This is a genomic window from Rubrivivax sp. A210, from assembly GCF_904426505.1.
GTDB lineage: Bacteria > Pseudomonadota > Gammaproteobacteria > Burkholderiales > Burkholderiaceae_C > Rubrivivax.
Window position 1 is genome coordinate 199,660 of sequence record NZ_CAJGBN010000071.1, and the last position, 7,164, is coordinate 206,823.

Below are 7,164 nucleotides of genomic sequence, written 5' to 3' on the forward strand. Positions count from 1 at the left end.
TCCGTGCCGCACTCCGGGCAGCACCAGCGGCGGCCGGCCATGAAGTCCGACGAGCGCCCCGAGCGCCCCGGCGCCCTCATCGGCCTCACGCTGGGCGCCATCGGTGTCGTCTACGGCGACATCGGCACCAGCCCGCTGTACGCGCTGAAGGAGGTCTTTGCCCACGGCCGCGTGCCGCTGACGCCCGAGAACATCCTGGGCATCCTCTCGCTGGTGTTCTGGACGCTGACGGTCATCGTCACGCTCAAGTACGTGACGCTGATCCTGCGCGCCGACAACAACGGCGAAGGCGGCCTGATCGCGATGCTGGCGCTGGCCTCGCAGGCAGTGAAGGACAGGCCGGTGCTGCGCTCGCGGCTGCTGCTGCTGGGCATCTTCGGCACCGCCATCTTCTTCGGCGACGGCGTCATCACGCCGGCCATCAGCGTGCTCTCGGCGGTCGAGGGCCTGGAAGTGGCCGCCCCCGGCCTGCACCGCTACATCGTGCCCATCACCCTGGTCGTGCTGACGGCGCTGTTCGCGGCGCAACGCTTCGGCACCACCGCCGTGGGGCGGCTGTTCGGCCCCATCACGCTGTTCTGGTTCGGCACCCTGGCGGTGCTGGGCGTGTGGCACCTGGTCGAGTACCCGCAGGTGCTGCAGGCGCTCTCACCCCACCACGCGCTGGGCTTCATGCTGGCCCATCCCGGCACCGCCTTCGTCGCGCTGGGCGCCGTGGTGCTGTGTGTCACCGGCGGCGAGGCGCTCTATGCCGACCTCGGCCACTTCGGCAAGAAGCCGATACGCCTGGCCTGGTTCTCCATCGTGATGCCCTCGCTGCTGCTCAACTACTTCGGCCAGGGCGCGATGCTGCTGCAGCACCCCGAGAACGCGCGCAACCCCTTCTACGAGATGGCGCCGGAATGGGCGCTCTACCCGCTCATCGTGCTGGCCACGCTGGCCACGGTGATCGCCTCGCAGGCGCTGATCACGGCCGCCTTCTCGGTCACCAAGCAGGCGGCCCAGCTGGGCTACCTGCCGCGCATGCGCATCCTGCACACCAGCGTGCGCGAGACCGGCCAGATCTACGTGCCCTTCGTCAACTGGTCGCTCTTCGCCTGCGTGGTGCTGGCGGTGGGCATGTTCGGCAGCAGCAGCGCGCTGGCCTCGGCCTACGGCATCGCGGTGACCATCGACATGACCATCACCACCGTGATGACCTTCTTCGTCATCCGCTGGGCCTGGAAGCTGCCGTTGGCGCTGTGCATCGCGGCCACCGGCTTCTTCTTCGTCGTCGACATCACCTTCTTCGCCGCCAATGCGGTGAAGGTGCTCGAGGGCGGCTGGTTCCCGCTCGTCATCGGGGCCTGCATGTTCACCCTCATGGTGACCTGGAAGCAGGGCCGCCACCTCATGGCCGACCGCATGCGCGAGGACTCCATCGAGCTCGAGCCCTTCCTGCAGTCGATCTTCATCAGCCCGCCACTGCGCGTGTCGGGCACGGCGGTCTTCCTCAGCGCCGAGAAGGGCAGCACGCCGTTTGCGCTGCTGCACAACCTCAAGCACAACAAGGTGCTGCACGAGCACAACCTCTTCGTCACCGTGCAGCACCACGAGGTGCCCTGGATAGGCTTTGCGCGCCGCTGCGAGGTCGAGGCCCTGGGCCGCGACTGCTGGCAGGTGACGCTGCACTTCGGCTTCAAGAACGACCCCGACGTGCCCGAGGCGCTGCAGTTGCTGGCCGGCCGCGGCGTGCAGCTCGACGACATGGAGACGAGCTACTTCCTCAGCCGCGATACCGTGATCCCCACCTTCGGCGGCGGCATGGCGCTGTGGCGCGAAAAGCTCTTTGCCAGCATGCACCGCAACGCCGCCGCGGCGGCCGACTTCCTGCATCTGCCGACGAACCGCATCGTCGAGTTGGGCACGAAAGTCGAGATCTGATGCGGTTCAGGCCGCCAGCAGCCCGCTGAACAAAGGATCGTGCCGCGTGCGCGGCCGGTAGGCCGAGACGCGGCGGGCGATCTCGGCGATGTGCTCGGGCGTGGTGCCACAGCAGCCGCCGGCGATGTTGAGGAAGCCGGCGCGTGCGAACTCCTCCATCAGGCCGCCGGTGACGGCCGGTGTCTCGTCGAAGCCGGTCTCGCTCATCGGGTTGGGCAGGCCGGCGTTGGGGTAGCAGCTGACATAGGTGTCGGCCGCGACCTTGCTCAGCTCCTCGATGTAAGGCCGCATCACGGCGGCGCCGAGGGCGCAGTTCAGCCCCACCGCCAGCGGCCTCGCATGGCGCACCGAATGCCAGAAGGCGGCCACGGTCTGGCCCGAGAGGATGCGGCCCGAGGCGTCGGTGACGGTGCCCGAGATCACCACCGGCAGGCGCTCGCCGCTGTCGTGCATGAACTCGTCCAGCGCGAAGATGGCCGCCTTGGCATTGAGGGTGTCGAAGATGGTCTCGACCAGGAAGAGATCGCAGCCGCCCTCGAACAGGCCCTCGGCCTGCTCGCGGTAGGCGTCGCGCAGCTGGTCGAAGCTGACGTTGCGCGCGCCGGGGTCGTTGACATCGGGGCTGATGCTGGCGGTGCGCGGCGTGGGGCCCAGGGCGCCGGCCACGAAGCGCGGGCGCGCGGACGTGGCGTGGGCATCGGCGGCCTCGCGCGCCACACGCGCGGCGGCCACGTTCATCTCGCGCGCCAGGTGGGCCAGGCCGTAGTCTTCCTGCGCAATGCTGGTGGCGCCGAAGGTGTTGGTCTCGATGAGGTCGGCGCCGGCGGCCAGGTACAGGCCGTGGATTTCGCGGATCACGTCGGGCCGGGTCAGCACCAGCAGGTCGTTGTTGCCCTTCAAGTCCTTGGCGTGGTCGGCGAAGCGCTCGGCGCGGAAATCGGCCTCGCCCAGCTTGTAGCGCTGGATCATGGTGCCCATGGCGCCGTCGATGATGGCGATGCGTTCCTGCATCAGCTGCGCCAGCGCGGCGCCGCGCGTGTAGACCGGGGTGCGGGTATTCATGCCCCGATTGTAGAAAGGCCCGCGCAAAGGCCCCGCCTACAGCGTGCGGATGCGGTGGCGGCGCTTGCGGCGCTTGGGCGGCGCCATGTCGGGGCCGTAGGGGCGCGACATGCCGCGGCGCAGGCCGAGATCGACCGCCATCACCGCCATCACCAGCGGCGCCAGCGCGCCGACGGCCAGGCTGAGCACCGTGCCCGGCATCTCGTTGTCGTAGACCGAGCCCACCTGGGCCATCAGGCCGGCGTCAAGCAGCAGCAGTTCCTGGCCACCCACAAGGCTGGCGGCCATCAGCACCGCCGCGCCGAGGCGCCAGAGCATGCCGTCGCGCGCCATCGCGGTCGGGCCCAGGCCTATGCGCAAGGCCAGGCCCAGGCCCACCATCTGCAGCATGGCCGCGGCGGCGATGAAGTGAGGCTTCCAGCGCAAGCCGGGGCGAAAGCCCACCGCCGTCAGCCAGCCGGCCTGCAGGGCCAGCGCCAGCCCGCCCAGCAGCACGCCGCAGGCGATGAGGGCCAGGCGGTCCTGGCGCCACATCAGCCAGGCACCCAGCGGCAGCACAGCGGCGATGCCACCCAGCCACAGCGCCGGCACCGCCAGCAGGCGGTAGCCGAGCCCGAAGCTCAGGGCCTCGGCCGCCAGCGCCAGCAACAACGTGGCGCTGATGCCGGTGCCCATCGAAAAGGCCGCCAGCACCAGGGCCAGCCAATTGGCGCGCAGCGTGGGCTGGCGCTGGGCCTCGCGCAGCCAGCCCAGAAAGACGTGGGCGGCGAGCACCGCCACCAGGGCCGCGCCCAGCCACAGCAGCAGCGAAGATTCGCCGAGGGAATAGCCCGAACGGTTCATCGGGTGTTGCAGGGATATGTCATGAAACCATCATCCCACCCGGCTCGCGCGGCGTGCTTAAGCGGCCGGCACTATCACCGGCCCTGGCGCGCGCCGTTCGTGGGCTGTTGCACGCTAACGTGAAAAGCCGATGCCACGCCTTTGCCTGACCTCGGGCTTGAGCCGGTGCTCGGCCTCAAGCTGGCTCATAAATTCATCGGCCGTGCAGGGCACGCCGAGGATGTCCGCCTGGCGCTGCACGGCGGCGAAGTCGCCCGCCGCCAGCTGGTCCAGCGCCGCCAGGCGGCTGCGCTGGTCGGCATCGAGCCGGGCCGCGTCGCCGCCCAGGGCCTCGGCCACGAACATGCGCTCGCGCTGCTCGGCGCGCAGCGGGTGGAAGCGGATCTTGAAGGTGAAGCGGCGCAGCGCCGCCTCGTCGATTTCGTCGAAGAGGTTGGTGGTGCAGATGAAGACGCATCCTTTGCGCTCCATGCCCTGCAGCATCTCGTTGACCTCGGTGATCTCGTAGTTGCGCTCGGCCAGGCGGCGGCTGCGCAGAAAGCTGTCGGCCTCGTCGAGCAGCAGCACCGCGCCCTCGGCCGCCGCCTCCTCGAACATGCGGGCCATGTTCTGCTCGGTCTCGCCGACGTACTTGCTGGCGATGTCGCTGGCCTGGCGGATCATCAGCGGCCGCTGCAGCGCCTGCGCGATGTGCTCGGCCAGCGCCGTCTTGCCGGTGCCGGGCGCGCCGTGCAAGCACAGCGTGCCGTGGCCGCGCCGCGCCAGCGCCTCGATGATGCGCGGCAGCTCGTAGCGCGTCTCTACATTCAGCAGCGTCAGGTCATAGGCTGTCGCCACCGGGCGCGCGCCGCGCTCGCCGCCTGCGGCGCCGCCAAGCGCGCGGTCGGCGTTGGAGAGCTGGCGCTCGATCAGCGCCTCGCAGGCCGCCCCATCCCCCGCAGCCACCGAGGCCGAATCCACGGGCTGTGCCAGCTTGGCGAACCTCACCGCGGTGCGGATCTGCGCCGGCGTGAGGCCACGGCGCCCGGCCAGGCGTGCCGCAAAGCCCTCGCCCACCGCCACGCCGGCCAGCGCGCGGGCGACCAGCGCCTCGCGTGCGCCGGGCGGCGGGCTCAGCAGGCGCAGGTGGTACTGGAAACGGCGGCGGAAGGCGGGGTCGATCTGCTCGATGCGGTTGGTGACCCAGATCACCGGCACCGGGTTGGTCTCGAGAATCTGGTTGACCCAGGCCTTGCCGCTGACGCTGCTGTTCATGCCGCTGCCACCGTCGCCGCTGTCCAGGCGCGCGATCAGCTGGGCCGCCTCGCTGCTGATGGGCGGGAACACATCCTCCACCTCGTCGAAGAGCAAGGCCACGCCGGCGCTGCCCTTCAGGAACACCTGGCTGATCTGCAGACTGCGGTAGCGGTCGCGGCCCGACAGGCTGTTGCCGTCGCGGTCGGCGTACTCGACCTCGTAGAGCGTGAGCCCGGCGGCGCCGGCGCAGACCTTGGCCAGCTCGGTCTTGCCGGTGCCCGGCGGGCCGTAGAGCAGCACGTTGACGCCCGGCTCGCGCCGCGCCGCGGCATGGCGCAGCAGCGCCGTGAGCACCGCCACCTCGTCGGCGACGAAGGCGAAGTCGGCCGGCAGCAAGTCGCTGGCCGGCACCGGCCGCGTGAACACCGCCATCAGCTCACCCGGGGCGCGGTACTCGCGCATCAGCACCGGCGGCAGCTGCTCGCTGACCTTCATCAGGTCGGCCAGGTCGGTGATGTTGTGCTCGCTGATCAGGTTCTCGACCATGCCGATGCGCTCCAGCCGCGAGCCGGCGCGCAGCGCCTCGGCGACCTCGCCCGCCTCGACCCCGGCCACCGCGGCGATGGCGGCATAGGCCTCGTGCGCGCTGCCGACCTTGAATTCGACCAGCAGGCCGCGCAGCTCGCGCTGGTAGCGCGCCAGCGTGCCGTAGAGCAGCAGCGCGCGCTCGGCCGGGTTGAGCTGCAGCAGGCCGGCCAGCGCATCGATGTTCTTCTGCACCAGGGCCGATTCTTTCTGCAGCCGGCGCACCAGCCAGTCGCAGCTGCAGGCCAGCGTGGTGAGCAAGTCCTTGGGCGCGTCCTTGACGTATTCGTCGAGGTAGAAGAACAGCGTGCCTTCCTCATAAGGCCCGCGCCATGTGCCATGGCGGGCCAGGAAGGCGGTGTCCGACAGCTGCTCGTGGCCGCGCCAGGGCCCATGGCCCTTGCAGCGCTGGCGCAGAAAGCCGCGCAGCCGGCCCAGCACGGGCAGCGGCCAGACGAGGTGGCGGCCCACCAGCGCGAGCAGGCTGTTCCAGTCGCGCCGCGGATTGTTGAAATGGCCGGCCTGGCGCAGCGTGAGCGTGAGCACGAAGTGCGAGCACAGCAGGTCCAGCACCGGCGCTTGCAGCAGCCCGGGGGAAGGCGCGCAGCGCGCATCGGCGAAAGCTCTTGCCATCCGGACCACCCCCGAACCGGCCTTGTGGGCGGCCATCTTGGCGCAGCGGGGCGGGCGGCACAAGGGGCGCCGCCCGCGGGTGGCAGATGGGCCAGGGTTCGGTCAGGGCCGCAGCAGGAACTCGCTGCCCTCGCCGCTGGCACGCAGCAACAGGCGCAGGCGCAGCGGCAGGTGGTGGTCGGCGGGGTCCAGCCAGGCCTGGACGCGCCAATCCCAGGGGCCGGCGGGCTCGCGCTCCAGCCGCAGCGCCGCCACCTGGCGGCCGTCGGCCAACTCCACCGCCTCGGGCCCGGCGACGGCGAAGGTCCAGACCTCGGCGTCGCCGCGCGTGCCGGCCACCAGCATCTTCAACTCGGCGCCGGGCTCGGCCAGCGCCGGATTGGCCGCCAGCACCGCGGCCAGCTGCAACATCCAGCTCAGGCGGTCCTGGGCACCGGCCAGCAGCGGGTGCAGGGTGCTCGGGCCGCTGTAGCTGATGAGCCCGGCCTCGCGGCGGAAGTTGACCGCGCGCAGCTCGCGTCCGCGCCGGCTTTCGCTGTAGCGCGCCGGCGCCAGGCCTGCAAAGTCGAAGCCGCCTTCGCTGCGCCGGCTGGCGACCGCCGCCGCCGCGCCTTCGCCGGCCAGGGTCAGCGTGTAGCCGGTTTCGTCGGGCGCCCACTGCAGCGTCGCCAGGCCGCTGGCAGCGCCGCGGCGCAGCCCGTAGGTGCGGGTGAAGGGTGGCGGCAGGCGCGTGGCGTAGACCGGCGGCGGCTCGGTGCCGGGCGGGACGGCGGGCGGGACGGCGGGCGGGGCGGCGGGCGGGGCTTGAGCGGCCGGGGGTGGGTCGGGCGGGGTTGCGGGGGTGGCGCGCATGGTGGTCGCGTCGGCGGGGGTGGGTGGGGC

5 protein-coding genes are annotated in these 7,164 nt (G+C 71.1%); 1 reads left to right on the plus strand and 4 read right to left on the minus strand.

All coding sequences use genetic code 11. The features are described from left to right. Window positions 1–39: 39 nt before the first annotated feature. Complete coding sequence (locus JMV16_RS23175) at window positions 40–1,923, plus strand: potassium transporter Kup (RefSeq protein ID WP_201496692.1); 1,884 nt, start codon at window positions 40–42, stop codon at window positions 1,921–1,923. Window positions 1,924–1,929: 6 nt separating this feature from the next. On the opposite strand, the gene JMV16_RS23180 is transcribed toward JMV16_RS23175, so the two are convergent. The 4 genes from JMV16_RS23180 to JMV16_RS23195 form a co-directional block, all read right to left on the minus strand. Then, window positions 1,930–2,985, minus strand: coding sequence for a homocysteine S-methyltransferase family protein (locus JMV16_RS23180; RefSeq protein WP_201496693.1), 1,056 nt, complete (start codon window positions 2,983–2,985; stop codon window positions 1,930–1,932). Between the two features lie 36 nt (window positions 2,986–3,021). Further along, entirely contained in the window at window positions 3,022–3,828 is an 807-nt protein-coding gene (locus JMV16_RS23185) for a hypothetical protein (RefSeq protein WP_201496694.1), read from the minus strand. Window positions 3,829–3,942: 114 nt separating this feature from the next. After that, a complete protein-coding gene (locus tag JMV16_RS23190) occupies window positions 3,943–6,282 on the minus strand; it encodes an ATP-binding protein (protein WP_201496695.1) in 2,340 nt (779 codons plus the stop codon). 102 nt (window positions 6,283–6,384) lie between these two features. Then, window positions 6,385–7,164 (minus strand): DUF3108 domain-containing protein (locus tag JMV16_RS23195; protein WP_236580672.1); only part of this gene is annotated, 780 nt, incomplete at its 5' end.

Excerpts from the sequence above, each read along its gene's own strand:
- JMV16_RS23175 (WP_201496692.1), top strand. The coding sequence starts at position 40 with ATGAAGTCCGACGAGCGCCCCGAGCGCCCCGGCGCCCTCATCGGCCTC.
- JMV16_RS23180 (WP_201496693.1), bottom strand. The coding sequence starts at position 2,985 with ATGAATACCCGCACCCCGGTCTACACGCGCGGCGCCGCGCTGGCGCAG.
- JMV16_RS23185 (WP_201496694.1), bottom strand. The coding sequence starts at position 3,828 with ATGAACCGTTCGGGCTATTCCCTCGGCGAATCTTCGCTGCTGCTGTGG.
- JMV16_RS23190 (WP_201496695.1), bottom strand. The coding sequence starts at position 6,282 with ATGGCAAGAGCTTTCGCCGATGCGCGCTGCGCGCCTTCCCCCGGGCTG.